This is a genomic window from Sorangium sp. So ce176, from assembly GCF_051519835.1.
Taxonomy (GTDB): Bacteria; Myxococcota_A; Polyangia; order Polyangiales; family Polyangiaceae; genus Sorangium; species Sorangium cellulosum_G.
In genome coordinates, this window is sequence record NZ_CP150371.1 from 11,005,576 (window position 1) to 11,031,986 (window position 26,411).

General features: G+C 73.5%; 21 protein-coding genes. 11 read left to right on the top strand and 10 right to left on the bottom strand.

Annotated elements, in window-relative coordinates; translation table 11 throughout:
• Nucleotides 1-12 precede the first annotated feature (12 nt).
• The 5 genes from WMF42_RS41500 to WMF42_RS41520 form a co-directional block, all read right to left on the bottom strand.
• Nucleotides 13-897, bottom strand: a complete 885-nt coding sequence (locus WMF42_RS41500) for a branched-chain amino acid ABC transporter permease (RefSeq protein WP_061613189.1) — start codon at nt 895-897, stop codon at nt 13-15.
• A gap of 47 nt (nt 898-944) precedes the next feature.
• Complete coding sequence (locus WMF42_RS41505; protein WP_061613188.1) at nt 945-2,144, bottom strand: ABC transporter substrate-binding protein; 1,200 nt, start codon at nt 2,142-2,144, stop codon at nt 945-947.
• A 309-nt stretch (nt 2,145-2,453) separates the two neighbouring features.
• Nucleotides 2,454-3,200, bottom strand: a complete 747-nt coding sequence (locus WMF42_RS41510; protein WP_061613187.1) for a TlyA family RNA methyltransferase — start codon at nt 3,198-3,200, stop codon at nt 2,454-2,456.
• Nucleotides 3,197-4,231, bottom strand: coding sequence for an ABC transporter substrate-binding protein (locus WMF42_RS41515; protein WP_437688628.1), 1,035 nt, complete (start codon nt 4,229-4,231; stop codon nt 3,197-3,199). Before WMF42_RS41515 ends, WMF42_RS41510 begins: the two co-directional genes overlap by 4 nt.
• Nucleotides 4,224-5,429 (bottom strand): trypsin-like serine protease, encoded by a 1,206-nt coding sequence (locus WMF42_RS41520; protein ID WP_437688630.1) that lies wholly within the window; start codon nt 5,427-5,429, stop codon nt 4,224-4,226. Before WMF42_RS41520 ends, WMF42_RS41515 begins: the two co-directional genes overlap by 8 nt.
• A gap of 271 nt (nt 5,430-5,700) precedes the next feature.
• Between WMF42_RS41520 and WMF42_RS41525 the strand changes: the two genes are divergently transcribed.
• The 5 genes from WMF42_RS41525 to WMF42_RS41545 all read left to right on the top strand — a co-directional run bounded on the left by WMF42_RS41525 (nt 5,701) and on the right by WMF42_RS41545 (nt 11,689).
• Entirely contained in the window at nt 5,701-8,283 is a 2,583-nt protein-coding gene (locus WMF42_RS41525; protein ID WP_437688632.1) for a DNA internalization-related competence protein ComEC/Rec2, read from the top strand.
• Between the two features lie 122 nt (nt 8,284-8,405).
• Nucleotides 8,406-9,881 (top strand): B12-binding domain-containing radical SAM protein, encoded by a 1,476-nt coding sequence (locus tag WMF42_RS41530; protein ID WP_437688634.1) that lies wholly within the window; start codon nt 8,406-8,408, stop codon nt 9,879-9,881.
• 39 nt (nt 9,882-9,920) lie between these two features.
• On the top strand, nt 9,921-10,178 hold the full coding sequence (locus WMF42_RS41535) for a glutaredoxin family protein (RefSeq protein ID WP_061610052.1): 258 nt from the start codon (nt 9,921-9,923) through the stop codon (nt 10,176-10,178).
• 67 nt (nt 10,179-10,245) lie between these two features.
• Nucleotides 10,246-10,896, top strand: coding sequence for a TlpA family protein disulfide reductase (locus tag WMF42_RS41540; protein ID WP_233561965.1), 651 nt, complete (start codon nt 10,246-10,248; stop codon nt 10,894-10,896).
• A gap of 94 nt (nt 10,897-10,990) precedes the next feature.
• Nucleotides 10,991-11,689 (top strand): GbsR/MarR family transcriptional regulator, encoded by a 699-nt coding sequence (locus WMF42_RS41545; protein WP_061610054.1) that lies wholly within the window; start codon nt 10,991-10,993, stop codon nt 11,687-11,689.
• 42 nt (nt 11,690-11,731) lie between these two features.
• Here WMF42_RS41545 and tssI read toward each other — a convergent pair whose 3' ends face one another.
• Nucleotides 11,732-13,738 carry a type VI secretion system tip protein TssI/VgrG gene (gene tssI, locus WMF42_RS41550; RefSeq protein ID WP_437688637.1) on the bottom strand — a complete coding sequence of 669 codons (2,007 nt, stop codon included), beginning with the start codon at nt 13,736-13,738 and terminating at the stop codon, nt 11,732-11,734.
• A 53-nt stretch (nt 13,739-13,791) separates the two neighbouring features.
• Here tssI and WMF42_RS41555 point away from each other — a divergent pair, with 53 nt between their 5' ends.
• The 6 genes from WMF42_RS41555 (at nt 13,792) to WMF42_RS41580 (ending at nt 22,087) form a co-directional block, all read left to right on the top strand.
• Entirely contained in the window at nt 13,792-14,991 is a 1,200-nt protein-coding gene (locus WMF42_RS41555) for a hypothetical protein (RefSeq protein WP_437688638.1), read from the top strand.
• On the top strand, nt 14,991-17,222 hold the full coding sequence (locus WMF42_RS41560) for a pentapeptide repeat-containing protein (RefSeq protein ID WP_437688640.1): 2,232 nt from the start codon (nt 14,991-14,993) through the stop codon (nt 17,220-17,222). The genes WMF42_RS41555 and WMF42_RS41560 overlap by 1 nt, the downstream gene beginning before the upstream one ends.
• Nucleotides 17,219-18,982 (top strand): pentapeptide repeat-containing protein, encoded by a 1,764-nt coding sequence (locus WMF42_RS41565; RefSeq protein WP_437688642.1) that lies wholly within the window; start codon nt 17,219-17,221, stop codon nt 18,980-18,982. Before WMF42_RS41560 ends, WMF42_RS41565 begins: the two co-directional genes overlap by 4 nt.
• 19 nt (nt 18,983-19,001) lie before the next feature.
• Entirely contained in the window at nt 19,002-19,934 is a 933-nt protein-coding gene (locus WMF42_RS41570; protein ID WP_061610059.1) for a S41 family peptidase, read from the top strand.
• A gap of 4 nt (nt 19,935-19,938) precedes the next feature.
• A complete protein-coding gene (locus tag WMF42_RS41575; RefSeq protein ID WP_437688644.1) occupies nt 19,939-21,099 on the top strand; it encodes a hypothetical protein in 1,161 nt (386 codons plus the stop codon).
• Between the two features lie 214 nt (nt 21,100-21,313).
• The gene (locus tag WMF42_RS41580) at nt 21,314-22,087 is read left to right on the top strand and encodes a hypothetical protein (protein ID WP_061610061.1); all 774 of its coding nucleotides are present in this window, start codon (nt 21,314-21,316) and stop codon (nt 22,085-22,087) included.
• A 60-nt stretch (nt 22,088-22,147) separates the two neighbouring features.
• On the opposite strand, the gene WMF42_RS41585 is transcribed toward WMF42_RS41580, so the two are convergent.
• From WMF42_RS41585 to lepB, 4 genes are all read right to left on the bottom strand, one after another.
• The gene (locus WMF42_RS41585; protein WP_061610062.1) at nt 22,148-22,699 is read right to left on the bottom strand and encodes a DUF3540 domain-containing protein; all 552 of its coding nucleotides are present in this window, start codon (nt 22,697-22,699) and stop codon (nt 22,148-22,150) included.
• Nucleotides 22,700-22,725: 26 nt separating this feature from the next.
• Nucleotides 22,726-24,423, bottom strand: coding sequence for a DUF2169 family type VI secretion system accessory protein (locus tag WMF42_RS41590; protein ID WP_437688646.1), 1,698 nt, complete (start codon nt 24,421-24,423; stop codon nt 22,726-22,728).
• A gap of 37 nt (nt 24,424-24,460) precedes the next feature.
• Complete coding sequence (locus tag WMF42_RS41595) at nt 24,461-25,243, bottom strand: FHA domain-containing protein (protein WP_155798338.1); 783 nt, start codon at nt 25,241-25,243, stop codon at nt 24,461-24,463.
• Between the two features lie 483 nt (nt 25,244-25,726).
• Complete coding sequence (gene lepB, locus WMF42_RS41600) at nt 25,727-26,365, bottom strand: signal peptidase I (RefSeq protein ID WP_061607940.1); 639 nt, start codon at nt 26,363-26,365, stop codon at nt 25,727-25,729.
• Nucleotides 26,366-26,411: the final 46 nt, after the last annotated feature.

A 26,411-nucleotide genomic window follows, 5' to 3' on the forward strand; every position in this document is an offset into this window, starting at 1 on the left:
GTTCGGCCAGGGCTACACCTTCTCGGTCCCGGTCGTGCCGAGCAGGCCCGTCGGCTTGACGAGGAGCACCGCGATCAGCACCGCGAACACGAGGACGTCCTGCAGGCCGGAGTACGGCGTGAGCTTCGTCATCTCGCCGATGACCCCGATCAGCATGCCTCCGAGCATCGCGCCCGTGATGTTGCCGATGCCGCCGATGACCGCCGCCACGAAGGCGCGGTTGCCGATCACCACGCCCATCGTGGGGTACACCTGCGACTGGTCGAGGCAGTAGAGCACCGCGCCCACCGCCGCGAGCGTCGAGCCCGTGAGGAAGGTGAGCGCGATGATGCGGCTCGTGCGGATGCCCATCAGCCGCGCGGCCTCGATGTTCACGCTGAGCGCGCGCATCGCCTTGCCCGTCCAGGTGCGCCGCACCAAGAGCTCCAGCCCGATCATCACCAGGATCGACGAGACGAAGATCACCTTGCGCGTGTGCTCGATCGGCAGGAGCTGCGGATAGGCGCGGTAGCGGGCGGTGAAGAGGAGCTGCGCCAGGTTCTGGAGGAGCACGCTCATCCCGAGCGCCGTCACGAGCGGCGTGATCCGGGTGTTCGCGAGGCCCCGGCCCCGGGAGCGCAGCGGCGCATAAGCCACCTTCTCCACGAGCACCCCGAGGACGCCCGCGAAGGCCATCGCGCAGAGGGTGCCGCCCACGCCCGCGACGAGCGGCGCGTCCTGGGCGCCGAACATCGTTATCCCGAAGAGCCCGGCGAACGCGCCCATCATGAACACCTCGCTATGAGCGAAGTTGATGAGCTTGAGGATGCCGTAAACCATCGTGTAGCCGAGGGCGACGAGGGCGATCATCGACCCCTGGGCGAGCCCCGTGATCAGGGCATTCACGATCTTCTCCATGGAGACCTCTTCACCGCGCGTCCGCCGCGCCCGAGCGGGCGCGACGACTACTGCTTCGCGGGCTTCTCGTTGACCGTCGCGTAATACTTGAACTGCTTGTCCTTGATCTGGACGATCACCACCGGCTTGTCGGCGTTGCGGTTCTCATCGATGGTGATGACCCCTGTCGCGCCCTGGAAACCCTTGGTGTCCTGGATGGCCTGCCGGATGCCATCCGGCGTCATCTCCTTGGCGCGGCCCATCGCGTCGGCGAGCAGCTTGGCCGCGTCGTAGGCCTGAGCAGCCATGCTCGACGGCGTGCGCTTGTACCGCTCCGTGTACTTCTTCACGAACGCCTGCGAGTTGGGCCAGGGGACGTCGGGCGCATAGTGGTTCGTGAAGTACGCGCCGTCGAGCTCCTCCGCGGCGTCGCGCAGGAGCTCGTTCGCGTCCCACCCGTCGCTGCCGACGAAGATGTTGCCCGGAACGCCCGCGGCCTTGGCCTGCCGCGCGATGGGGCCCATCGAGGTGTAGTAGATCGGCGCGTAGATCATCTCGGGGTTCGCCGACTTGAGCTCGTTGATGTACGTCGTGAAGTTGGTCTCCTTCTTGAGGAAGCTCTTCTCCATGACGATCTCCCCGCCGAGGCGCTTCACCTCGGCGCGGAACTCGTTGGCGAGGCCGGACGAGTAGAGGTCGTCGGAGGCGAAGAAGAGCCCGACCTTCTTCTTGCCCAGCGTGTTCACGATGAACTGCGCGCCCATCTGGCCCTGCACGTCGTCCGTGAAGCAGGCGCGGAACACGAACGGGCCGACCTTCGTCACGTCCGGGTTCGTGGACGCCGGCGAGATCATCGGCACCTTCTTCTTGTTGGCGACGATGCCGCCGGCGCGCGACCGCGACGAGGCGACCTCGCCGAGGAGCGCGAGCACGTGGTCCCGATCGATGAGCTGGAGGACCTTGTTGGTCGCCTCCTCCGGCTTCGACTTGTTGTCCTCGTAGAGGACGTTGATCGGCTTGCCCTTGACCCCGCCGGCCTTGTTGATCTCGTCGATGGCGAGGTCGACACCCTCCTTGGAGTCGACGCCGAACGCCGTCTCCTCGCCCGAGAGGCTGAAGTAGGCGCCGACCTTCCACTCGGGGTCGTCCTTCGCGTGCTTCGCCGGATCGCCGCCCGAGCCCTCGCTCTTCTTGCCGCAGCCGAGCGCCATCGCGCTCAGCGCGAGCGCCCCGGCGATCATCCTCACCAAACCCCGTCGTCCGAGCATGTTGTCGTCCTCCCTGCCGCCGGGCCGCGCCGCGTGTGGGTCGTCCGCCGGTGGCCATGGCCGCGCGCTCAACCCATGGCCGAGAGCGCGTGTACTCGTCGCGTCTACCATTGTCCACGCGGCACGTCAGCAGGGTCGGGCCGCGGCGCGCTCCGCGACGGTGGACTCAAGTACTCGATTCTCCACGGATTCCGCCGGCCGAGCCCGCCGTCGACCGCGCGGGCCGCGCGCGCATCACGGCGCGCCGCGCAGAGGGACGCTGGCCCGCGCCGCGGAGCGAGCGCCGACGCGCGCGGCGCGGAGCGCGCGCTAGCCTGCGCGCCGCGCGTGGACGAAGTGCTCGACGTTGCCCTTCGGGCCGCGCACGGCGCTGTCGACCTCGTCGACGACAGAGAAGCCCGCGGCCTCGATGGCCTGCCGCGCCTCGGCGATCGCCGCGAGGCGGGTCGACTCGTCGCGGATGACGCCGCGGCCGCGGGCGGCGGCCTCGCGGCCCGCCTCGAACTGCGGCTTCACCAGGGCGACGAGGTCCCCCGACGGGCGGAGCAGGCGGGCGATCGCGTCGATCAGCCGCGCGATGCTGATGAACGACGCGTCGACGACGACGAGGTCGATGGGGGCGTCGAAGTCCTCCCGCTGGAGCTCGCGGGCGTTGACCCGGTCGCGGACCACGACGCGCGGATCGGCGCGGAGCTTGCTGGCGAGCTGGCCGTAGCCGACGTCGACAGCGAAGACCCGCGCCGCGCCGCGCTGGAGCAGGCAGTCGGTGAAGCCGCCTGTCGAGGCGCCCACGTCGACGCACGTCTTCCCCGCCACGTCGAGGCCGCGCGCCTCGAAGGCCGCGAGCGCGTGCTCGAGCTTGTCGCCGCCCCGCGAGACGAACCGGGGGCCCGCGGCGACGTGGAGCTCCGCGTCCTCCGGGAGCAGCGTCCCCGGCTTGTCGATGCGGCGGGGCCCGGAGGTGACCTTGCCGGCCATGATCAGCGCCTGCGCCTCGGTCCGCGAGCCGACGAGCTTGCGGGCGACGAGCAGCGCGTCGGCGCGCACGCGGGTCACTGCGCCCTCGAGGCCGGCGGGCGCACGAGGCCCGCGCCGCCGCCGGGGGAGAGGGGGACGGCCGCCGCGTCGGAGAGCGCCAGCGCGTCGCCGTGGAGCGCCCGCGCGACGGCGGCGAGCCCGTCGCCGATGCGCGGCCCGGGGCGCAGCGCGACGTCGGTGCGGAGCGGGCGCAGGCGCCCCTCGCGCACCGCGCGCAGCGAGCGCCAGCCGGGCGCGTCCCTGAGCTGCGCCAGCCTCGCGGAGCCCTCCTGCGCCTCGGCCTCGCCGGCCGCGCCGTCGAGCAGCACGTCGGGGTCGAGCGCGAGCAGGTGCTCGACGCTGATCGACGGGTAGGCGCCGCCGCGGGCGATCACGTTCTCGCCGCCGGCGAGCCGGATGAGCTCGTCGGCGAAGCTGCCGGGGCCCGCGGCGAAGATGGGCGAGGTGTCGAACAGCAGGGCGACCCGGACGCGCGGCGTGCCCTTCACGGCCTGCTCGACAGCGGCGCGGCGCGCGCGGATCCGGCCGATCGCCTGCTCCGCGCCGGGGGCCGCGTCGAGCCGCCGCCCGAGCTCCGCGAGCATGTCCTCGATCTGCGCGAGCGACTCGGTCTCGGGGAAGAAGGTCGCGATCCCCTGGCCGCGCAGCGCCTCCTCGAGCGCCGGCCCGGCGGGCCCGCGGGCGCCGACGACGAGGGTCGGCGAGAGCGCGACGACCGCCTCGATGCTCGGGTCGGCGTAGCCGCCGACGCTGGGCAGGCGGAGCACCTCGGGCGGGTGGTCGCAGTGGCGGGAGCGGCCGACGAGCGCCGCGCCGGCGCCGATCGCGCAGACCGCCTCCGTGGTGCTCGGCGACAGCGAGACGACGCGCGCCCCGCCGGCGGCGACCGGGGCGCGGCGCCCGCACGCCGCCAGCGCGACCGCGGCGAGCGCCGTGAGCGCGGCCCGCCTCGGGAGGGCGCGGCCGGGGGCGCCAGGCGCAAGCGCGGCGCCCGGCGCCTCCGCGTCAGGCGCGACGCCCGTCGTGGATGCGCGACGATCGTCAGCCAAGCCGGTCCCGGTCGCGCCGCCGGCGCCGCAGGCCCGCGACGGCGCCCAGGCCCGCCGCGCCGAGCAGCCAGGGGACGGGCTTCGTCGGATCCGGCCGCGGGTTGCTGATGCTGCAGGAGCCGCCCGACGCGTCGGCCGCCCCGTCCTTGACGGCGTCGTCCTCGCCCTCGCCGCCGTCCTCGGACGGGGGCGGCTCGGGGAGCTTCGCGCAGAACCCGAGCTCTGCGTCGCACCCGTACCCGCTCGGGCAGGTAGCGCTCTCGGTGCAGGGGCGGGTGCAGTAGCCGTCGAGGCAGGCGTTCGTCGCGCACTGCTCGGCCTGCTCGCAGGCGCCGCCGATCTCGGCGGAGTAGACGGGGTCGGTGGGGAAGCCGGTCGCCCAGCCGGGCGGCTCGTACCCTCCAAGGCTCGCGGCGCGCACGGTCGTCTCCTTAATCCATTCCGCCCAGCCGTACACATAGCCGTAGATCGGGTACTCGCAGCCCTCGGCGCCGCGCGATGTCACGCCGATCACGCGGTGCATCAGATCGAGGCTGGGCCCGCCCGAGTCGCCCTCGCAGATGCCGGTGTCCCCGACCCACTCCGTGGACTTCACCACGGACGCCGGGCAGCCGTCGGCCACGCAATCGATGAAGAGGTTGTCGCGGCGCCGCCGCAGGCCCGCGCCGGTGCTCCTGTCGTTCGTCGCGCCGAAGCCGACCGCGTAGTACTCCTCGCCCTGCTTCAGGGGCACGTCGACGCGCGGCACGAGCGGCGCGGCGTCGCTCTCCGGGATCGGCTCGTCGAGGATCAGGATCGCCTGGTCGTTGCCGCAGAAGCTGTCGGCGTCGTCGCCGGGGAGCAGGACGATCTCGCTGCCGCCGTAGAAATACGAGGACTCGCCGATCTCCGCGTCGGTCGTGGCGAAGATCTTCCGCGCGAGGTGCGTGTCCGTGAACTTCGTGGAACGGCAGGTGATCTGGCCGTCCGTCTCATTGGCCATGTCCGACACGCAATGTCGGGCTGTCAGCACCACGTTCGGCGCGATCAAGCTCCCCGTGCAGATGGCGCCGATCTCGGCGTTGTAGATGCCCACGACGGCCCTGTCGCCGTTGTCCAGGTAACCGTCCTGGATGGCATCTCGCGTCTCACCGGTCTCATCAGGCGGCTCCAGGGCCGAGCTGCACGCTGTTGCAGTGAGTCCCAGGGCAAGAATCAAGGTGACTCTGGGCGAGCAAAACGACATCGAGAGCCTCCAAGTACTGCAATGTAGGTGCGACGAGCTCCGAGGCGTCGCATCGAGCGAAAGAGTCTAGAGGGGAATGTGCGGTCATGCACGCGCGCCGCGAGCGATGAACGACTCGGCTCGTTGCATGCACCACATAAATTGGCTGCCGGAGAGCTCTTGCAGGGTACTCGCGTAACGGACGTTACCCAGTTCCGCCATGGCGGCGCCAGGGCCAGGGCGACCGGCGCCGTGACGAAAAGCCGTGGAAACGTGCGCGGCCCGGGTGTTGCCGGGCGACGCGGCCGTGATCGATCCCGTCCTGCTCTTCGGGCTCGCGCTCGCCGCGGGCGCGCCGCTCGCCCTCTCTCCGCTGCCCACCGCGCTCGCGGCGGCGCTCGCCGCGGCGGCGCTCCGCCGCAGGGCCGGCCCCATGGCGCTCGCCGCCGCGGCGGTGGCGCTCGTCGCTGGCGGGCTCCGCGCCCGCGCGCTGCTCGACGACGCGGCCGGCCTCCATGAAGGCGCCGCCGCGCTGCTGCAGCCGCCGGCGCGCTGCGAGGTGACGTGCGCCGTCGTCGGCTCGCCTGTCGTGATCGGAGCGGCGCAGCGAGCGGACGGCGAGGCGCCGGACGGGCGCGTCGACGTGGAGATCGCCGGCGGCACCTGCGGCGGGCGAGCGCTGGCGCACCCGCTCCGGGCGCGCCTCTACGGAGCGCCGCGCGACCTCGCCCGGGGCGACCGGCTCGAGGTGCTCGTCGACCTCGCGCCGATCCACCTGTTCCGGAACGAGGGCCTCCGGGACGCGACCGCCGCGATCGCGCGGAGCGGGATCGTCGCGAGCGGCACGATCGTCGACGCGCGGCGGCTCTCGGAGGGTCGATCGGTCGGCGCGGCCGTCGATCGCGCGCGGGCCTCCGTGCGCGGCCGCATCGAGGCCACGTTCCACCCCGAGGCGGCCGCGCTCGGGCGCGCGCTCGTGCTCGGCGAGACCGACCTCGCGCCCGAGGACCAGGACGCCTTCCGCGAGAGCGGCCTCGCGCACCTGCTCGCGGTCTCCGGGACGCACCTCGTCCTCGCGGTGGCGGGCCTCGCCGCGGCGCTCCGGGCGATCCTCGTCCGCGTCGACCCGATCGCGGCGCGGTGTGACGCGGGCCGCATCACCGCGGCCCTTTGCGTGCCGGCCGCGTGGCTGTACGCCGACTTCGCCGGCGGCGGCGGCTCGGCGATGCGCGCCGCCGCGATGCTCACCTGCGCGATGGGCGCCCGGCTCCTCGGCCTCCGATCGGTCGGCGTCCGCAACTTCGCCCTGTCGCTCGCGGGCGCCGCGGCCGTCGATCCGCTTGTCGCGTGCGATCTCTCGTTCGGCCTCTCCGCCGCCGCGACCGCCGGGCTGCTCTGGCTGCAGCGGCCGCTCGCCGCGCTGCTCGTCCCCCGGGAGCGCCCGCCCGGCGGCGCCGACGACCGCGCGGACGGCGGCGACGGCGGCGACCGCGCGGACCACGCGCTGCCCGCCTCGTCGCCGCGCGCGCTCGCGCGCAAGCTCCTCGCGCCGCTCGCGACGACGCTCGCCGCCATGTTCGGGTGCGCGCCGCTGCTGCTCCTGAGCAGCGAGACGTTCCCGCTGCTCGGCGTGGCCGCGAACGTCGTCGCCGCGCCGATCGGCGAGCTGGCCGCGCTCCCGTTCTGCCTCGCGCACGCGGTGCTCTCGTGGTGCCCGCCGGTCGAGCGCGGGTGCGCGCTCGTCGGATCCGGCGCGCTGCTCGCCGTGCGCGCCGTCGCCCGCGCCTCGGCGGACACCGGCGTTGTGCTGCGCCTGCCGGAGCCGTCGCCCGCCCAGCTCGCCGCGCTCGCCGCCGCCATCGCGCTCGCGTGGGCCGCGGAGCGCCGCGCCCGGCGCCTCGCGGCGCTCGCCGCCGGCGCCGCCGCGTGGCTGCTGCTCGAGGGGGTCGCCGTGCGCGCCGGGGCGCCCCGCGGCGCGCTGCGCGTCAGCGTCCTCGACGTGGGGCAGGGCGACGCGATCCTGATCGACCTCCCCGAGGGCGGCGCGATGCTCGTCGACGCCGGCGGCTTCGTGGGCAGCCCTGTCGATCCGGGGGCGCGCGTGATCCGGCCGCTCCTGCGATCGCGCCGCCGCGCGCGCCTCGACGCTGTCGTCCTCTCGCACCCGCACCCGGACCACTTCGGCGGCCTCCCCGCCGTCGTCGCGGGCGTCGAGGTCGGCGAGCTCTGGGACACCGGCCAGGGCGAGGCCGAGGGCGCCGGCCCTGTCTACGCGGGGCTGCTGTCCGACCTGCGCCGGCGCGGCGTGCCCGTCGTCGGGCCCGCCTCGCTGTGCGGCAGGCCGCGGGTGCTCTCGGGGGCGACGATCGAGGTGCTCGCGCCGTGCCCCGAGCTCCACCCGGACCGGGGCGCCAACGACAACTCGTTCGTCCTGCGCATCTCCTACGGGGCGCGCTCCGCGCTGCTCGTGGGCGACGCGGAGCACGAGGCCGAGGACGCGCTCGTCGCGCGGTACGGCGCCGCGCTCCGCGCCGATCTGCTCAAGGTCGGCCACCACGGCAGCAGGACGTCGACCGGCGCGGCGCTCCTCGCGGCCGTCGACCCGTCGGTCGCCGCCGTTTCCTGCGGCGTCCGCAACCGCTTCGGGCACCCGAGCCCCGAGGTCCTCGCCCGCCTCTCGGCCCGCGGCGTCGCGATCGCGCGCATGGACCGCGGCGGCGCCCTGATCTGGGAGACCGACGGCGAGCGCGTCCTCTGGTCCCGCCCCGGCCAGCCGCCGAGCCCGGCGCCCGACCGGCCCGGCGCGGCGGGCGGCGCCGCGGGCGGGACCTCCGGCCCGGGGAGGTGAGCCGGAGGCGGTGAGACGGAAGGAACCGGCAGAAACCCGCGCCCCGGACGGCCGCCCGTCCGCCCCGCGTCCTTGCGCCTGGACGGCCCCTGAGGGACGCTGCGTCGATGTCTCGTAGCGCGATGACGACAACGATCCGCCGCCGGCTCGCGAGCGAGAACGGTCGTATCGACAAGCAGGCGCCCTTCCGCGTCGCGCTGTCTTACCCGTCCCCGTACCGGGCTGGCATGAGCTCGCTCGGCTTCCTCCAGATCTACAAGATGATCCAGGCCGAGCCCGGGATGGCGTGCGAGCGCGCCTTCCTGCCGGACGACGAGGGCCAGGGCGCCGACGGCGCTCCGGTCACGTACGAGGGGCTCCGCCCGCTCTCCGACTTCCCGGTCATCGCGCTCTCCGTGGCCTACGAGCTCGAGCTCGCCGGGGTCGCCCGCCTGCTCGAGCTCGCGGGGCTGCCCGCGCTCCGGGAGGAGCGCGACGGCCGCCACCCGTTCGTCCTCGCGGGCGGCCCGCTCACCTTCTCCAACCCGCTGCCGCTCGCCGTGTTCGCCGACGCGATCCTCATGGGCGAGGCCGACACGCTGGCGGTCGAGGTGCTGCGCCTGCTGCGGGACGCCCCCTCGCGCGAGGCCGCGCTCGACGAGCTGGCGCGCGTCCCCCACGTCTTCGTGCCCGCGCGCCACGGCGCCGAGATGCCCCCGGTCGCCCAGTGCGACAGCGCGCTCCTGCCCGCGTGGTCTCCGATCCGCGCCGAGGAGACGGAGCTCTCGAACATGTTCCTCATCGAGGCGGAGCGGGGCTGCTCGCGCGGGTGCACCTACTGCGTGATGCGCCGCTCGACCAACGGCGGCATGCGCATCGTGCCGAAGGAGCGCCTCCTCGAGCTCATCCCCGAGGACGCGCGGCGCGTCGGCCTCGTCGGCGCCGCTGTCAGCGACCACCCGAAGATCGTCGAGGTGGTCCGCACGCTCGCCGAGCGGGGGTGCGAGGTCGGGCTGAGCAGCCTCCGGCCGGACCGGCTGACCGACGAGTTCGTCGGCGCGCTGCGGCTCGCGGGCTACAAGACGCTCACGACGGCGATGGACGGCACGAGCGAGCGCGTCCGCGAGACGCTCGAGCGGCGGGCGCGGCCCCGGCACCTCCAGCGGGCGGCCGAGCTCGCGCGGCAGCACGGCATGAACCGGCTCAAGCTGTACCTCATGGTCGGCGTCCCCGGCGAGACCGACGAGGACGTCGACGAGTGCGTCTCGTTCGTCGCGGAGCTCTCCCGCGTCGTGCCTGTCGCGCTCGGGATCGCGCCGTTTTGCCCGAAGCGCAACACGCCGCTGCACGGCGCGCGCTTCGCGGGCATCGACGTCGTGAACAAGCGCCTCGACCGGCTCCGCCGCGGGCTGCGCGGCCGCGCCGACGTGCGGGCCACGAGCGCGCGCTGGGCGTGGGTCGAGGCGGTGCTCGCCGCCGGCGGCGAGGCCGAGGGGCGCGCGGTGCTGCAGGCCGTGCACGCGGGCGGCTCGTTCCGCGACTACGAGCGCGCGTTCGAGAAGATCAAGCGGCCGGAGCCGCCGCGCCGCCAGAGCCTGCCGCTCCTCGCGGCCGGGTGAGCGGGGCGGCCGCCCGCCCGCGAGGATCCGAGGAGCCCGATGAACCCGACGAAGAAGCTGACCCTCTTCACGCGCGAGCGCTGCCACCTGTGCGAGGACGCCCACGCCGCGCTCGAGCGCGTCCGCGCGCGGCTGCCGTTCGAGCTCGCGATCGTCGACCTGGACCGCGAGGCCGGCCCGGAGAAGCGGGCGCTGTACGACTGGGAGGTCCCCGTCGTCGAGCTGGAGGGGCGAAAGATCATGAAGTACCGCGTCGACGAGCAGCGGCTCGAGCGGCTGCTCTCCGGCCCGGAATGACCCCGGACGGCATCAGGGCGCTTCCGCGCGCTTTCGTCCGGCGCCACGCTAGGCTATGGCCAACCCCGTGAAGTGGACGACGACAGCACAGATCCTCTTCATCCTCGTCGCGGCCGTCGCCGTCTACGGCTTCGTGCACGCGGCGCAGAACGATCAGCGCTCCACGGCCTGCAAGGCCATGTGCGCGCTGCGCCCCGCCTACGCCGGCCGCAACCGGCTCGCGCCGGACTTCGAGCTGCCGGACATGAACGGCAAGCCGGTCCGGCTCTCGTCGTTCCGGGGCAAGACTGTGTTCTTGAACTTCTGGACGAAGACCTGCGCTCCGTGCCTGCAGGAGATGCCGGCGCTCGCGGAGCTCGGCCGGATCGCCCAGTCGCGCAAGGACTTCGTCGTCCTCACGATCTCGACCGACGAGGGGCCGGACGACGTGCGGGACGCGCTCAAGGTGGCCCTGAACGGGGATCCGCCGTTCCCTGTCCTCTTCGACCCCGAGTCCAAGGTCGTGCTGGACAAGTACGGCACGCAGCTCTACCCGGAGACGTGGATCATCGACCCGAACGGGATCATCCGGGCCCGCTTCGACGGGGCGCGGGACTGGTCGAGCAGCCTGGCGATCGACGTGGGTGAGATGGTCTCGCGCTGGGGCGGGTGCCCGGTCGACATCTTCAAGGGGCAGCCGCGCGGCGGCTTCGCCGGCCTCTGCACCGACGACTCCTGAGCGGACGCCGGCGCGGGGACGCCCGGGGCGGCGCGTGCGCGGCGCGCTCGCTGCTTGGCGCTCCCGCGAAAGATCGTTATGTGAGTCACCCATCATGACCGCCCGCAGGCCGACGTCGCCGACAGCGCAGCCGCCGCAGCCGCCCGGAGCGGGCGAAGGGGGCGACGGCCGCTCCTCGGACGAGCGCGTCGCGGCCGCGCGGCAGGCGCTGCTCGAGGGGGTGGGCGCCGAGATCGCCGCCTCGTTCCCCGGGATCACCCGGCTGGGCGGGCAGGTCGTCGCGGCCCTCTACCTGGCGGACGTGCCGCGCTCGATGGATGAGCTCAGCCAGGAGCTCGGCCGCTCCAAGAGCAACATCTTCGCGAACCTGCGCGGCCTCGAGGCGGCCGGGATCATCGAGCGTCGGCGGGAGTCGGGCGCGCGGCACGACTCGTTCGCGCTGCGCGGCAAGTACCCCGACGTGATCGTCGGCGCCTACCTCGGCCGCCTGCGCCGCGTTGTGCAGGACAAGCGCACGCTCGCGCGGCGCGCGCTCTCGCTGCTCGGCGACGCGCAGGGCCCCGAGGCCGACGCGATGCGCGCGCGGCTCGACGACCTGTCGCGCAAGTACGACCTGTTCGCCGAGCTCATGGAGCAGCTCCTGCCGTCGATCGACGGCCCCGTCGATCTCGAGCGACTGATCGCGCAGGTGCCCGAGGCGGTGGTCCGCTCCCTGAACGCCGCCGCCCGCGTCGCCTGGGCCGCGGGCGACGCGATCAGCCGCCTCAGCGGCCGCGCCGGCCGCAAGCGCTGAGCGCGCCGCTCGGGGCGCAGGCAGGCCGCGTTGCCCGCGGCGTCAGCCCCGCGGCGGGCAGTCCCTCATCTCGATGAGGATGCCGGTCGACGTCTCGATCCGGTGCATCAGGCTCACCTCCCGGGTCACCGGGGACGGCGTGATCGGGTTGGGCGTGGAGCCCACGATCATCGGCCGGTCGGGGTCGCCGTCGATGAAGACGATCAGCACCTCGATGCCGGGCTTGAGCGGGAAATGGACCCCGTAGTTCGGCCCGGCGTGCGGCTGGATCATCCGCACGAGGCGCGAGGGGAACTCCCGCGACGCGGGATCCCCCGCGTCGAAGTGGAAGCGCACCCGGTAGCGCCCTTGCTCGTCGATGGGCGAGACCGCCCCGATCCCACCGTCCGGCAGCGGCTCCACGAGCGCCGTCACCACCCCGTGGATCCTCGGCCGCGGCGCCGTCCTCGGCGGGCGGTAGGCCTGCTCGGCGCGCACCAGGCGCGCGCGGTTGACGTACTCCTGCTCGCCGCCGCCGCTGCCCTCGATGGCCACCGGCTGCACAGCGCGGTGCTCGACCTCGACGGCGAGGAACCGCGCGCCGTCGAGCCGCGGGTGGCCCTCGAGCGCGAAGACGGCCCCCGGGATCAGCTGGAGCTCGTCGCTCCGGCACTCGAAATAGCGGCTCGACGAGGCCCGCTCCTCCGCGCGGATCTGCGCCATCCGCTGGCCCTCCTCCGGCGTCTTGTGGTGGGCGCCGTACTCGACGACGCCGCCCCCGAGGCCCGCCGGCGACTCGTGCGCCGCCGTCATGTCGAGCCGCGGCGTCCGGTAGTTGTACTCCTGCATGACGTACGTCGCGGGGAAGGCCCTGGCCTGCTCCTTGAGCTCGAACACATCGCGCCGCTCGCCCCGCGGCCGGAACCCCACGGTGCCGCCCCCCGGCAGCGGCTGGAAGCCCGTCTGTTCGTCGGTGAACACCATCACGTCGCGGCCCGCCTCGTGCTCGAAGAAGAAGGAGATCCCGAGGTGCTCGGCGAGCCGCGAGATGAAGGCCAGATCCGTCTCCTTGTACTGGACGATCATCTCCCGATCCGGGTGATCGCGGTAGAGGCGCATCACCACGTCCTCGGGCCCGAGCCCCACCATCGAGAGCTTGTGCTGGATGAGCTTCGGCACGCTGGTGTCGAGGAAGACCTGCTGGAGCTCCACCAGCGTCGCGCGGAACGCCCGCGGCGCGAGCCGGAGCCGGTAGGAGCGGAAGGCGCTCTCCGTCTCGTGCCGGTCCTCCACCTCGGCGATCATGCCGTGCACGGCCCGCTCCTCCGCGCCCTCGACCTCGAACACGAGCGACGCCGTCGCGCCCAGCACCTGCTCGATCGAGAGCTCGGCGCCGTCGCTGCACACGACATCGATGTCGTACGAGAAGAGCTGGCCGATGGCCTCCTTGCCGTGCACCCCGCGCACCCGGAGGAGGTCGCAGGAGAAATCGTCGGAGTCGAGCCGCAGGATCGGCGCATGCCGCGCCCGGTCCCGGAGCGCGGCCTTCGCCTCGTGGAGCGCTTTCGTCGGCGCAGCGCGCTCCGGCGGCGGCGCCGGCTCCGCTGCGCCGAGGTCGCGGAACGGCAGGTGATCGGGCGCCCCTGGGCCGCCGCGGGACGGCGGGAGCTCGCGCGGCCCTCCGGCGCTCGCGCCCGGGCGCAACGGCGGCGGCGAGGGCGGCCCCTCGGGGATCGCTCGCGGCGGCGATGGCGGCACCTCGCGGGGCCCTCCAGCGCTGGCTCGCGCCGGCGCCGTGAGGGGCTTTCCGCCGTCCGCAGGCGGCGCAGGGGGGGCACCCTCCACCGGCCCGGCCGCCTCCGCCGGGCGCTCGGCGCACGCCGCGCGTGTGATCGGCTCGCTGCACGGGGGCCCCGCGTCGGGGGCCTCGCGGATGCGCGCCGGGGCGGGCGTCATGGCCACCGTCGCGGCGCTGGGCGCGCGGCGCGCCGTCGCCGCCGTGGGCTCACCGCACGGCCGGGCGGCGCTCGGCTCGCTGCACCTCAGGGGTTCCGTCGGCTCTCGGTCCATCGTCGCGCCTCCTCCGCGGCGCGCCTGGTAGTGTATCCGACCCGGAGGCACGCATGGGCACGCGCGAGGGTGACGGTATCAACGGGAAATACCTCCTCATCGAGGTCCCGAACTTCAACGACGCGGCGTCCGAGGCCGAGGCGATGGGCTCGTATCTGCGCCTCGGCGCGGTCAAGGACCCGAGCCTCGCCGCCGACCCGAGCGCGCCGAGAGCGACGGGCGAGGACCTCGCCGCCCGGGTCACCTCGTTCATCGACGACACCCGCAAGCGCGACGGCTGCCCCAGCTTCATCCCCGAGGCCGAGCGGCAGGCCGAGACCGCGAAGCTCCACACCAAGGGCGGCTGGCGCGACCACTCCGACGGCAACCGCATCACCACCACGCGCGGCGACAAGGTCGAGGTCATCAAGGGCAATTACCGCATGCTCGTCCTCGGCCGGCAGGAAGACACCGCAGGCTGGGACGTCTCCGGCGGCCATATCCAGGATGCGACCGATCTCTGGACCGCCGCCACCACCATCGAGTGGGTCCAGAACTACAACGGCACGTGGAAGGTCACCGAGAAGACCGAGAAGGGCGACGTCGACACAACCTACCATGGCGATACGTTCGATCGCTTCTACGGGAACAAGCAGACCAGCATCACCGGCTCCGAGGCCCCCACGGCCGAGCGCCCGAACCCCGTCTGCCTGAGCTCCACCTGGGCCCAGCGGATCGAGTCGTACACCGGCTCGGCGGCCTGCCCTGTGCCGCAGATCCTCGACGAGACCTGGGCCGACCAGATCGCGAGCAAGACGACGGCGACCGCGATCAGCGACGAGACCACCGCGCAGACCATCTCCAGCACCACGAGCGCCACGTCGATCAGCGACGAGACCGCCGCGAGCACCGTGTCCAGCACGACGACCGCCTCGCTCGTCTCGGACACCACCATCGGCGAGGTCCAGTCGGTGACCATCGGCGACACGAGCGACATCACCATCGGCAACGCGGCGTCGATCACCGTGGGGGCCACCGAGGACGTCACGATCGGCGGCCTGGTCGAGCTGACGATCGCGGCCATGCTCGAGGTCTCGCTCACGGCGGGGGTCTCGATCAACATGGGCCCCAAGGCCGAGCTCAACCTGACCAACCGGCAGGAGCTCTCGCAGTTCCGCACCAACGTGAAGAACATCTGCTCGAGCGTCTCGTCGGCCGAGTCGGTGAGCACCGGGGCGTACAACCTGATGTCCGGCGTCATCAACCTGTTCTGATGCAGACCCGGAACCTCACGCCCTTCCCCTTCGGCGCCAAGGTCTGCTCGCGCAGGCCGCCGCAGCCCGAGGTGGTCCTCGTCGTCCGCGGCCGGTTCTCGCTCCGTCCGGGCGAGCCGCTCGCGCCGCTGGAAGGGCAGCTCGCGCAGGGGGCGCTGACCGCCGCGACCTTCGAGGGAGGCGACGGCGAGCGCGACGGCGAGTGCACGTACCCCGGCGATTTCGCCGACTGGAAGCCGGCCGCGGATCTCCTGCTCCGCGGCGCGTGCCGCCCGCCGCCCGGCGAGCCGCCGCGCGAGCACGCCGTGGGGTTCGCTGTCGGGAGCTGGTCGAAATCGCTGCTCGTTCCGGCGCCGCGCGAGGGCCGCCTCGTGCCCGCGCCCTTCGGGCCGATCCACCCGGACTCGCCCGAGCACCGCCGGATGCTCGGCAAGGAGTACGGCCCCTCGTACCGGAAGACCCGCGCCCCCTGGTACGCCGAGGACTTCGACTGGGCCTATTTCCAGGCCGCCCCGCCGGATCAGCGCCTCGCCGGCCACCTGCGCGGCGACGAGGAGGTCACGCTCCTGAACCTCCACCCCGCCGCGCAGACCGCCTCCTTCCGCCTGCCGGGCGTCCGGATCCGCGCGGTCGTCGAGGACGCCCATGGCCGCGTGCAGGACGCCCGCATGAGCCTCGACACCCTCCTCGTGGAGCCGGACGCGGGCCTCGTGACCCTGACCTGGCGCGGTCACGCCGAGGTGGCCGAGGACGATCTCACCGACGTGCGCGCCGTCGTCATCGCGGCCGAGCCGCTGGACGCCGCGCCGCTCCCGCTCGACCACTACCGGGAGAGGCTCGCGCAGCTCGCCCGCGATCCGCGCGGGCTCGAGGATCTCCCGCCGGAGGTGCGCGACGCCTACGACCTCGTCCGCGACGGCGCGCCGCGGCCGCCGCCGGCGCACGAGGCGGATCCGGTGTCGAAGCTCCTCGCCGAGCGGCTCGGCGGCCTCCACGCGCCGGAGCAGGACCGCGTGCGGCAGCTCGTCGAGAAGCTCCGGACCCTGCGCACCCCCGAGGGCGTCGACCTCGAGCGCACCATCGCGCAGGCGCTCGCGCGGCTCCCGGCGCAGCGGCAGGCCGCGTACCTCCCGGCCACGCCAGCGGGCGCGCCGCGCGTCCCCATGGGCGGCGCGCTCGACGCGCTCGTCGCGCGCGTCGAGCAGCTCCGGCGGGACGCGGCCGCGCGCGGGACGGAGCTCGAGGGCGTCGAGCGCCTCGACGCGCTGCTTCGCGACGCCCGCCTCCGCGAGATCGTCCCCGGCTACCGGCCGCCCGGCGAGGCCGCGGCGCCGCCCCCCGAGCCCGGCCCCGGCGTCGACCTCTCGGGGCGCGATCTCTCCGGGCACGACCTCTCGGGGCGCGATCTCTCCGGGGCGAAGCTCGCCGGCGCGCTCCTCTCGGGCGCGGACCTCTCGGGCGCGGACCTCTCGGGCGCGGATCTGTCGCGGGCCGTGCTGTTCGAGGCGAACCTCGAGGGCGCCGCCCTCCCGGGCGCGGACCTCTCCCAGGCGAACCTCACCGGCGCGCGCGCCGCGGGCGCCGATCTGCGCGGCGCGAAGCTCGACCAGGCCGTCTTTACCCGCGCCGATCTCGCCCGCGCCCGCCTGGCGAGGGCGCGGGGGCGCGGCGCGCTGCTCGATGAGGCCGATCTCCGCGAGATCGACGGGGACGAGCTCCACCTCGAGGGCGCCGTCCTCCAGGGGGCGAAGCTCGATCGCGCCTCCCTGAGGGGCGCGGCGCTCGTCGGGTGCATGTGCGCGGGATCCTCCGGCAGGGGCGCGGATCTCACGGGCGCGTCCCTGCCGCGCACGAGCTTCGCCGACGCCGATCTCGAGCGGGCGACGCTCGTGCAAGCGCGCGGCGAGGGCGCCGCGCTGCTCCGAGCGAAGCTCGACGGCGCCGACCTCCGGTATGCGTCCCTCCCGCGGGCGCACCTCTCCTGGGCCTCGGCCCGGGGCGCGCGCTTCGCCTGCGCGGTCCTGCGCGGGAGCCGCTTCTACCGCGCGTCCCTGGAGCGCGCCGACCTCGCGCAGGCCGACCTGTTCGGCGCCGACCTCCGCAAGGCGCGCCTCGACGGCGCCTCCTTCGCCGGGGCCAGCCTGTACAGCGCCCGCCTCGACGGCGCGAGCGCCGCCGGCTGTGATTTCAACGGGGCGAACCTGCGGCGCTCCAGCCTGGAGGGCGGGTGAAGAGCGTCCCTGGAGGACGGGTGAAGAGCGTCGAGGAGCTCCTCGAGCGCGTCCGCGCCGGCGCGCCGCTCCAGGGCGCCCGCCTCGACGGCCTCGACCTCGCGGGCCGGGATCTCACGAACCTCCCTCTCGGCCGCGTCAAGTTCCTCCGCGCCAGCCTGCGCGGCGCCCGGCTCGCGGGCAGCGCGCTCTCGGGCGCGCACTTCGTCGAGTGCGACCTCCGCGAGGCGGACCTCGCGGGCTGCGCGCTGGACGGCGCGCTCGTGCTCGGCTCGAACCTCGAGGGCGCGCGCCTCGTCGGCGCGACGCTCGCCCGCGCGAAGCTCTCCTACCAGCGGCTCGCCCGCGCCGATCTCTCCGGCGCGGCGCTCGTCGAGGTCGAGGCGGTGGGCTCGGACTTGTCCGGGGCCCGCCTCGTCGGCGCGACCCTCTCGGGCTCGCGCCTCGACCTCGCGAACCTCGAGGGCGCGGATCTCACGGAGGCCCGCGTCGCCCGCGCCTCCTTCACCCGCGCGAACCTCCGCGGCGCGCGCCTCGCCCGCGCCCGCGTCGAGGCCTGCGCCTTCGTCGGGGCCGATCTCGGCGGCGCGGACCTCGAGGGCGCGGAGCTCGAGCGCGTGGTCTTCGTCAAGGCCGACCTCCGCGGCGCCCGCTTCCCGCGGCGCATGCGCGGCGTGGTCCTCGACGAGGCAAGGCTCGGCCGGCCCGAGCTCGCAGGCAAGGACCTCGCCGGGACCGACCTCGACGGCGCGGACCTCTCCGGGCTCGACCTCTCGGGCGCGGACCTCTCCCTCTGCTCGCTGCGCGGCGCCGACCTGCGCGGCGCCGATCTCCGCGGCGCCCGCCTCGAGCGCTCGATCCTCTCGGACTGCGATCTCACCGGCGCGGACCTCCGGGGCGTGAGCTTCCACGGCTGCGACCTCTCGCGCTCGATCCTCCGCGGCGTGGATCTCTCGGGCCGCGATCTGGAGTCGGTGATCCTCATCGACGCGGACCTCGAGGGCGCCGATCTCACGGCCGCGCGCCTGGTCCGCTGCATCCTCGACGGGGCGCGGCTCGCGCGCGCGAACCTGACGCGCGCGGTGCTCCAGCAGGCGCTCCTCCGCGGGGCCGCCCTGGAGGGCGCCGTTGTCGGCAAGACGATCTTCGATCGCGTCGATTTCTCCGGCGTGGATCTGCGCGCCGTCTCCTTCGCCGGCCTCACGGTGCACCGCTGCGCCTTCATGGAGGCGAACCTCGAGCGGATGAGCCTCCGCGACTGCGATTTCATGGGCAGCGATTTCTCGCAGGCGAACCTGCGCGGCGCCGATTTCGAGGGATCCATCCTGACGCAGGCCAGGCTCCGCGGGGCCGCGCTGGACGGCGCGAGCCTGCCGGACGTCGTGGCGAAGGCCGCCTATTTCGGGGGCGCCTCGCTGCGTGGGGCGAAGCTCTCGCGGGCGATGCTCCGGTACGCGACGTTCACCCGGGCGGACCTCGAGCGCGCGAACCTCGCCGCCGCGGACCTCCGGGACGCCATGCTCGATCACGCCGAGGCCCGCGGCGCGCTCTTCCTCTCGGCCCGGCTCGAGCGCGCCAACCTGTCGCACGCGCGGGTCGAGGAGGCCGACTTCAGCGAGGCCGACCTCGGCGGCGCCAACCTGCACGCCCTCCACGACGAGGGCGCGCGCTTCTCCGGCGCGAGGCTCCTCGGCGCGCGCCGGACGGACATCGAGCGGGCGGAGGCGGAGGCGTACACGCCCCCGCGGCCGCCCCGATGAGAGCGGAAGGAGCGGACGAATGCTGCCTGCGAGCAACAACGGCGCCGGGATGAACATCGGCTTTCCGGACGTGTGCCTGACGCCGGTGGGGCCGGTGGTGGTGCCGATTCCGTACCCGAACTTCGCGCTCAACGCGATGGCGGTGAATTTCTCGGTGAAGGTGAAGGTGTCGATGATGAACGCGCTGAACCTCGGCACGACCATCCCGATGACCTTCGGGATGGAGCCCGGGGTGGCGCACCCGCTCTACATGGATCTCGGGGCGTACGTGGCGGGCAACCCCAAGGTGATGATCGAGGGGCTGCCCGCGATCAACCTCACCTGCCCCACCACCGGGAACGCGGGAAACAACGCGGTGGGCGCGGTGCTGGTGCCGAGCGCGGTGAACGTGTTCTACACGTGCGCGGCGGCGCCGGAGGAGGTGAGCCCGGGCGCGGCGAACGTGGAGCACGCGCCGCTGGGCGACGGGATCGGGGTGATCCGGATCCGGGTGTTCTCGCTGGATGTGCCGGCGCTCGTGCACCGGGCGGTGCGCGCGCTCGAGGCGGAGGGGGTGCGCGAGCTGGTCATCGATCTGCGGGACAACCCCGGGGGAGAGCTGCGGGCGTTCGTCGAGCTGGCGGGGGATTTCCTGCCGGCGGGGAGCGTGGTGGCGACGGTGACGGACGGCGATGGGGACGAGGTGGTCTATCGCTCGCGGCAGGGAGCGCCGTATACGGCGCCCGTGACGATCCTGGTGAACCGCGGGACGGCCTCGGCGGCGGAGCTGTTCGCGGGGTGCCTCAGGGCGCACGGGCGGGCGGCGATCGCTGGGGAGAGGACGCACGGCAAGGGCGTGGGGCAGGCGCTGTGCGCGGGCGGCGGGGGCGCGCGGATGGCGGCGGCGGTGCGGGTGACGCTGCCGGGCGGGGTGGAGGTGCAGGGGGTCGGGGTCGGGCCGGGGGAGGGGTGACGTCGTGCCCAACTGGCTGAGAGCCCTGCTGTGCTGTGGCAATCCCAAGAAGCGGGCGATCGCGTTCGCCGGCGCTCCTGCGACCACCACGGCGCCGGGTCATGGCGACGGGGTCTCGCTGCCAGCGATGAGCGACGGCGGACCGGGGCCCTCGACCCCGAGGGCGCGCGGCCCCGTGATGGCGCACGATCCGGGGAGCGCCATGATGCGCGCTTATCACCGCGATGACGCCCGCCCCGCGATCTTCGAGTGCGACGCCGCGGGCGATCGCCCGACGCATGCGCGGGTGACGATGCTCCCGTTCACGCACCCCTACGATTACGACGGCTCTCTGCAGGACAGGCTCGCGCTGCTCGGCCAATGCCTCGATAGCGCCGCTCTGCTCGGCGCGCGCGACGACGCCGGGACGCTGCCGATCGTGCTGGCCCCGGAGGCATTCCTCTCGAAACAGGATGGCCGGGCGCTGACGGATGAGGAGCACCGGCACGCGTTCGAGCGCATCGCGGAGTACAGCAAGGAGCACCCCGGGGTGCTGATCATCCCCGGGACATGTTACTTCGCGACCAGGACGCAGGCGTTCAACGTCGTCCCCGTGTTCTACGGCGGCGCGCTGCAGTGCGTGTACTGCAAGCGATGGCCGGGCGGGAACGAGAGGCTCGAGGAGCGCGGCTGGGGCACGCTGTACCCCGACGCCTCCAGGGACACGAGGGCGCTCTTCCGGTTGCGTGGCCTCCTCTTCGCGACCGAGGTGTGCAACGATTACCGGCGGAACCACGTCCTTCGATTCTACGATAAGCACGTCAAGGACAGCGCAGAGTACGCCGATGTCGAGGGGGTCGATGTCCACATCCTCCCCTCGCTCGGCGTGCTCCCCGAGACCGACTGGCTCAGCACCTACGCCGACAAGGCGGAGGGCGCGACCGAGGAACAGCGGGTGATCAAATTCACGCACTCCCGCGCGCGGCAGGGCGGGTATTTCCTCCACTGTGACGCAGGCGCCTCGGGCGAGGGCCGCCCCGACGCAGATCAGATCAAGAACACGAAGTGCACGATCTACAGGCGCGAGGACGATGACGCGGATCACACGGGCTACACCAAGATCGGCCTCAACATCGAGCCCGTGTCCGGGCTGATGTCGTTTGACCCCTTCCCGTTCCCCGGCTAGCCGAGCCGGGATGGGGTCTTCTTCTGAGCGTCGGGAATGTGCTTGTTCCCTCCAGGAGACGCGGGCGGTCCTCCTACACCCGTCCACTCCGGAGCGAGCGGTCCTGACGTCGATGTCATGGCGTTGGTCCTGCGATGGGGGGGCGCTTTTGCTCGACGATCGCGCCTCGTGTTGAGTTACGCTGGGCGGTCCTTTTCATCACAGGAGGTTCAGCATGAGGCGATCGGCGTTTGTGGGGCTCGGGTTCGCGGTGTTTCTTGCGGCGGCGCCGCTGCTCCCGGCGTGCATCGGCGCTCCGGACGGCGCGGAAGAAGGGGAATCCACGGGCCGCGCGAGCCTGTCGCTGGTGGCGGAGACCGACGGGCGTGTGTACCGGTTGAGCAATGCGCTCTTCGCGGTCGAGGGGCCGCTCTTCACCTACCTCAGCAGCTCGGATCACCCGGGCGAGACGGTGCTCACCGCGGCGTTGCCCGTCGGCGATTACTGGAGCGTCCTCCAGCCGGGGTGGGTCCTGGAGCGCTACGAGGGGGACACGTTCGTGCCCGTGCAGGCGACCCTCATCTCCCCGAACCCTGCTGCGTTCACGATCTTCGATGGATTCACCACGGAGCTGGTCTATCGGTTCCAGACCGACGGCACGATCATCACCATCGGGAACGGTCAGCTCGACATCTCCATCGAGGTGACCGAGGTGGGCGGCGCATGCACGCCGTTCGGCGCCGGCTGCGGTGATGCCGAGTGGTGCGTCCCTGGAGAGCTGGTCGGAGGAGCGCCGGCCTGCATCACGGGAGGCGGCATCCCCGTCGGCGCCGCCTGTTCCTTCGACGTGTCCATCAGCTGTGTGTCGGGTTCGCTGTGCGGCGATCTGACCGGAGAGGGCGTTGGCACCTGCATCGAGCTGTGCCCGCCGGACCTCCTCGGAGCCCCGTGCGCGAGCGGCGGGTTCTGCAGCGACATCGGTTACGCCGAGTTCGGGATCTGCTACTGACGCGTCCCGAGGGGGCGCGGGTCGATCCGGGATCGAAGCGGACCGTCGGGCGACGCTGTACTAGCCCAGATGGATTTCCTTCCCGTTGATCGTCATCGTCTCCTCGGTCAGCACCGTCGCGCTCTTCGCCCTGGTCGTCGCTGAGCCGTCCACGACCGTGTGGCTCTCGCGCGCGTGCAGGCTGAACAGGTCGGTCACGCGCTGATAGAGCGACGCCGCCTTCTGCACCAGCGATCCCGCGAACACCCGGACCTTGTCGCCGTGCAGGTCCACCTCCGGTCCCCGGAGCTCCACCCCGCGGTCCCCGGACAGCCGCAGCGCCCCGCCGGCCGCCCGGAGGTCGACGTCGCCCTGGAGCTCCAGCGTCGTCTTGCCCGTCCCGTGCAGGACGCCGATCCCATAGAAGCGCCCGCCGCGGCCGATCACCAGGAGCACGTCGCCCACGGCCGGCGCATACGGGATCGCCAGCGCCATCGTCGCCTCGGCGCTCTCCCCCTCCGGCAGCTCGATCACCACCGCCTGCCCGCGGGCCTCCAGGACATGCGCTGGGCCCAGGTACTCCTCGGCGCGCACGGATGCCGCGCGCTCCCGAACCACGGTTCCCTCCGACATGATGGTCCCTCCGTCGTCGTTCCGGCTCAGCCCTTGAGGAAGCGCTTGTAGAGGCTCCCGACGAGATCGGGCCGCTCTTGCTTCCGCGCGGGCGGCGCCTGGGCCAGCGTGGGCGGCGACGGCGCGGGCGCGGGCGCGGGCGCGGCGACGGGCGCGGGCGCGGCGACGGGCGCGGGCGCGGCGACGGGCGCGGGCGCGGCGACGGGCGCGGGCGCGGGCGCGGGCGCGGGCGCGGCGACGGGCGCGGGCGCGGCGACGGGCGCGGGCGCGGGCGCGGCGGCCGGCGTGCGCTGGTCGACCGCGCCCTCCAGCGGCGCGGTGGCCGTCACGCCCAGATCGAGCGTGCCCTCCAGCGGTGACGCGGCCACCAGGGTCGCCGCCGCGCGCGCCGCCGTCCAGGCAGCGTCCGGGGGCTCGCCGCTCGTCCGATCGCCGCGCGCCCCCGCGGGGGCGAGCGGAAACGGCGCGCCTGCCGCGCCGCCCGGGCCCTGGGCCCCCCGCTCTGCGATGGCCGAGGAAGCGGCCCGCGCCGCGATCCCCGGCGGCGACCCCGCGCCGTCGAGCGGCAGCGTGCCCGCGAGCGGGTGCTCCCGCGCGGCCGCGGCGCCCTCCGGCGCGTCCACGATGTCCTCGTCGTCGAGCTTCACCGTGGTGCTCCAGTCCCTCGACATCGCGCGCTCCGCCGCCGCCGCCGCCACCATCGGCGCGCTGGCGAGCACCTCGGTGACGTCCGGCCACGGCACGGGCCGGCCCCCCACCTCGACGCCCACCGCGACGCGCAGCGCGAGGAGCGCCTCCTCCTGGGCCACCTGGAAGCTGCCGCGGAAGACCGCCGCGCACCGCTCGGCGTCGGGGTGCACGACCAGCATGTCGCCCGTCAGCAGCACCCAGCGCTGCGCGCCGTTCGGCAGGTAGATCGTCGCGAGCGCCCGCAGCGCCGGCAGGCGCGTGGCCAGCGCCGGGTGGTGCGGGCTCAGGCCCTCCAGCACGATCTGCTCGCCGCCGAGCACCCTGTCGAAGCGCTGATCCGCGGGCGCCGACTGGAAGTACGACCAGTCGAAGTCGTCCGGGATCGTCGCGATCCCCTCCAGCGCGGTCGGCGCGAGGCCGCGGAGCCTGCGCACCCGGCTCGGCACGAACGGCGCGACAGGCCCGAGGCCGACAGGCGCGCGCCCCCCGCCCGGCGGCAGCAGGTTGGGCAGCGAGGTCCTGCCGTGCGGGTCCTCGAGGACCCCGACGCCGAAGGGGTTCTCCGGATCGCCGAGGTTGCCCCAGGCGCGCTGGTACTCGATCGGCATCTTCACGAACGGCTGGGGCTCCGGGTCGGGCGACGCCGCGGTGGCCGCCCGATCGCCGACGACCTCGATCCGCTTGTCGACGAGCGCCGCCGCCCCGCGCAGGATCGCGAGCCGCACCGGCATCCGCCGGACAGGCGCCCCGCCCGGCGCCCACGCGTGGCCGGTGACCACCACCTCCGCGCGCTCCAGCCACGGCGCGAGCTCGCTCGCCGCGAGGAGCGGCATCATCGGGTGGCCCCGCGTGTAGACCTCGCTCTGGATCACCTCCAGCGGCTCGATCTGCTGCGCCTCGCCGCCGGCGATCATCGCGAAGGTCACCTTGGCGATGACGGTCACATGGAGCTGGTCACGGCTGCGCCACAGCTTCACGCCCGCGGCGACCGGTCCGGCGCGGAGGACGTCGAGGGGCCAGCGAGCGGTGGTCATGGGCGAGCGGCCTGCCCGGGCTCCCGGCGGGGCCGAGCTAGTTGGTGTTGAGCTCGACGCGCAGGAGCTTGCGGCCGATGAAGAGGTAGTCGCCGTGGGCGAGCTCGCGCTCGCTCTTGATGCGCACGTAGGTGCCGTTGCGGCTGTTGAGATCGGTGAGCGTGAACTTGCCGTTGTGCTCCTCGAGCCGGCAGTGCGAGCCCGACATGTACAGATCGACGGGGAAGTTCAGGTCGCCGCCCTCGCGCCCGATCTGCAGCGAGCTGCCGCGCGCGCAGACCGTCATGCCGACCGCGCCGCCCTGGAGCACCTGCGTCAGGCGGAACGGGCTCGGGTGCTTGGGCGAGGAGTAGAAGAACGTGCCGTCCGGATCCTGGCCGTCGGAGGCGCGCGGCGTCGGATCGAGCCGGAAGAGCTGCTCGCCGGCGAGGAAGGTGTCGCCCGGCGTGATGTCGATCGTGCCGCGCACGCGGATGTAGACGCCGTTCAGCGAGCCCTCGTCGCGCACCACCAGCTTGCCGTCGCGGTAGAAGAAGTTCGCGTGCTTCGGCGAGACGAACGGATCGTCCGGGAAGACGAGCTGCCCGTTGCGGCCGACGATGTGCTGCTCGGCCTTCAGGTGGAAGGAGAGGCCGTCCATGCCCTCGCCGCGGATGAGGATCAGCTTCGCCTTCGCCGGGTTCTGCATGTCCCCGAAGAACAGCGTCTGCGCGCTCAGGATCTCGGGCGGGACAGCGGTCCCGCACCTTCCGCAGAACTTGTGGCCCGAGGGGACACCGCTCGAGCAGGAACGGCAGACGTAGTTACGGGCTTGCTCCATCAGCTCCTCCTGGGAGAGTTCGGCAAATTCGCTCTTGGACGAGGTGGTCTTGGGGCTTCGCGCCGGGCCGCGCGCGCTCGTCGGGTCGAGCCGAGCCTCCGCCCTGGTGCCCGCGATGCTGCCGGCCGCGGGCGTCGGGGAGCGCCGGGCCGACGTCGCCGGAGAGCTCGCCCGGCGCGGCGTGAACAGGGCCAGGTCGTTCGCGCACTCAGGGCAACGCGCGGTGCCCATCGGGCTCCACAGATCGCACTGGCCACAGACGATGCCAATCTCGTGCTGCTCGGTGTGCAAACGTCGCCTCGGTGCATTGGAGGACCGCGGGATGGCGGTTCCCCGACCCGCGCCAGTGGAAGGCCGCCGCGGCGGACCTCCGACCGATGGGCTAGCCCGGACGGAAGACCCGGCCCGAAACTCGCGCTGGATTCCCGACCCGGGTGGAGAGAACCACGGTTCTAGACGTCGAAGAGCGGAGGGGTCAAGCGATCAGCGCACGAAGGTGAAGCGGCGCTGGTCGTCGGCCCAGCCGCCGGCGCCCCAGAGGCGGAACACGATCCGCTGGTTGCACGCGGCGCGCGGCTGCAGGCCGAAATCGCGCGAGTCGTCGTGGTAGCTCCGGTTGTCGCTCAGCAGGAAGACCGTGTCGGGCCGGACCTCGACGCGGTGGCGGCGCTCGAGCGGGGGCTTGCGCCCGGTCGCCCGGAGGTGGAGGCCCGGGCCCATCATCACCATGTCGCACGAGACCTGGGCCGCGTTGCCCGTGGCCGGGTCGATGATGCTCAACCTGGGCTCGGTGCACGCGACCTCGGCGTCGTAGCGGTGCCCGTTCACGACAAGGCTGCTGTGATCGACCTCGACCGTGTCGCCCGGCACGCCCGCGATCCGGCCGACGATGTGGCCGCCGGGGGTCTCGGGGTCGGGGCACCGGACCAGCTCGCCGAAGCCGGGCGTGCCGCGCGTCAGCACGACGACCGTGTCGCCCGCGGCGAGGCTCGGCGCGATCGAGGCGCCGAGCATCGGGTCATCCGGCACCGTCCAGACGTCGAGGACCAGCGCGCGGAGCACGACGCCGAGCACCAGGAGGGTTCCGAGGATCCAGAGCAGGCCGTTGAGCAGCTTCCGCATGCGACCCCGCAGCCTAGCGCAGCGGCGGCCGCGGGCGGCAGGGAAG